Below are 2,196 nucleotides of genomic sequence, written 5' to 3' on the forward strand. Positions count from 1 at the left end.
TGACCATTGACCGCCATGACGTCTTCCAGGTGGCCGGCAGGGCCTACAAGTATGTGGACGGGGACAGGAAGATTCCTGAGACCAAAGGCACCCTGGTCCATATAACCTGGCCCGGCAAGACCAATAGCAGCACTGATGTCGCAGTGGGGGATCAGGGTTCGTGGCAGGCAACTCCGCCTGAGGGCGTCAATCAGGGGCAGTTCTCTGCTCAGGTGCTTTCGGATGATGCCGAGGGCTCTGACGCGCAGGGCAGGTTCCAGGGCGGGAACCAGTCAGCCTCGGTGTCGCATGAGCTGGACTTCCGGCCTTCGACCTCCTCCCTGCCGCTTACCGGGGGATGGCCGCTTTCCGTGCTCAGGATCCTGCTGCTGATAGCCCTAGGCCTGGTGGGCTTCGTGGCCTGCCTGAGGAACAGGCAGGAAAGCCGGCACTGACCTCGGTCGTATAAGACAGGGCCCGCCCTCATCCTTCCAATTTCATGGAGATGAGCGCGGGCCCTGTTTTTTTAATTCCCGTGTTGCTGCCGTTGCCAAGGCAGTGTTCGCCCCCAATCCAGACCGGTCGGAAGACGACAACATTTTGCCTCTCGCAGCTGTGTACTGGCCCTGCCGTGGTCAAGAACTTGAACGGACGCAAAACACCCCACCTGAATCCCAGATTATGCCCTTGATTTCTGTAGCCTTGGAAAGGCAAAGAAAATTTATATGCATTGTTGTGCTCTATGTGCAGTTGCCTTAATTGGGGGTAGGTCAAAAGCAGACTTGATTTGTTCTGGAGCATGATTTCATTGTGGTTTGGGGGGTATTGTATTGAAGCGTTTGCAAGAACGGGGCGCTAAGGGTTCACAAGGTGTGAACCGTCCGATAATTGCCGTTCTGGTAACCCTTCTGGCGACGCTGGCCATGGTTGTTCCGCTGGGGCTGAGCGCGCTTTCGGCCGGTCAGGCCAATGCCATCGATGGGCAGGACGAGACGGCCAGCAGGAAGCCGCTGCTCTATAGGATGTTGGGCTACAACAACAAGATTGATTCCTATCAGGATGAGCTGCGCATGGACTTCATCCTGCGGGTAAAACACAACGAGTTTGACCCTTCTTGCGCCGACGCCACTTCTGGTGCCGATACCAAGGGCAATTGCAATCTGGCCTTTGTCTATCAGTACAAGGGGTCAGATGACACTTCCTTTTATCGCAGAATAAAGTATCTGAACACCATAGCCTCAGCATCATCCTCGGATCAGCCCTGGTCCGGAGCCTACAAGTGGGCGCAAAATCAAGATGAGTATTTCACCGTGCACACCATAATAAACTCCGGTTTATATGACTATCTGACCATTTCCATTGAGGGTGATCTGGCGCTGAAGAATTCTGCTGATGCGTCATATTACCAACCTGGTGGTGCCAACGAGCCGGTGAATATCTACGCAGTCGTTGGTAAACAGGACGATGCACTGTCCTGCCTGCGCCCTAGCAACTCGTGGAGTTGGTCTAGCGGAATCGATAATTGTCGCAATTTTGACCCTGACACCATGATCAATGCGCCGGACAGGGTATCCAACATTACTTCAACTTTAGCGGCGAACGACAAGAACTTCACCCTATATATGCAAGAATGCCTTGGCACGGGTGCTGATCTTCAGTGCAGCGGCCCGTATTCTTGGGTTGGTTGGAACAGCAACCCAAATCTCTACGGAGGCAATCAGGCTAACTGGGGCATGGTAACCGATTACGGTTTTCCTGACTACAAGAGCAATGCTACTGGGCCAATCGCCGGCACTGATCCGGGCACAGCTCCGGCACGGTCGTTCTTCGTGTACTGGCTCAATGTGCGCGGCAGTACCAAAGCTAACCCTGATGGCATATGTTCTGAGACCAATTCCTACTATTACCAGTGGGTGGCTCTGAAGGATAGCGAGTGGGTGCCAGTTAATGAGCTGACCCCTGAGCCGGTCCTGGTGACAGGCCAGCAGCCGTCCCCCAATACGGCGACTACCACGACCAGCAAGGCGGCCCAAGTCAGTAAGTATTCGGCTTTCAACTTGCCCAAACAGCCGGATAATCCCAATGAGATGTTTGCCACTGACAAGAACGGCCAGCCCATGCCTGCCCAGAAGGCTGATGGCGGGATTGATTTCAAGGAGGCCAAGGAGAAGCAGGATCTTGACGGCTATTTCAAGATGGTCACCTGGCCTGTCACCA

1 protein-coding gene and 2 pseudogenes are annotated in these 2,196 nt (G+C 54.4%); 2 read left to right on the top strand and 1 reads right to left on the bottom strand.

Annotated elements, in window-relative coordinates:
• Positions 1 to 434: pseudogene (locus H3V04_RS08715) on the top strand (hypothetical protein); the annotation flags it as partial.
• A 28-nt stretch (positions 435 to 462) separates the two neighbouring features.
• Here the strand turns inward: H3V04_RS08715 and H3V04_RS08720 are convergent.
• Positions 463 to 780 carry a hypothetical protein gene (locus H3V04_RS08720; protein ID WP_198178741.1) on the bottom strand — a complete coding sequence of 106 codons (318 nt, stop codon included), beginning with the start codon at positions 778 to 780 and terminating at the stop codon, positions 463 to 465.
• 29 nt (positions 781 to 809) lie between these two features.
• Between H3V04_RS08720 and H3V04_RS08725 the strand changes: the two are divergent.
• Positions 810 to 2,196 (top strand): annotated as a pseudogene (locus tag H3V04_RS08725) (hypothetical protein); the annotation flags it as partial.

This window comes from Bifidobacterium sp. M0353, from assembly GCF_016100645.1.
GTDB lineage: Bacteria > Actinomycetota > Actinomycetes > Actinomycetales > Bifidobacteriaceae > Bombiscardovia > Bombiscardovia choladohabitans.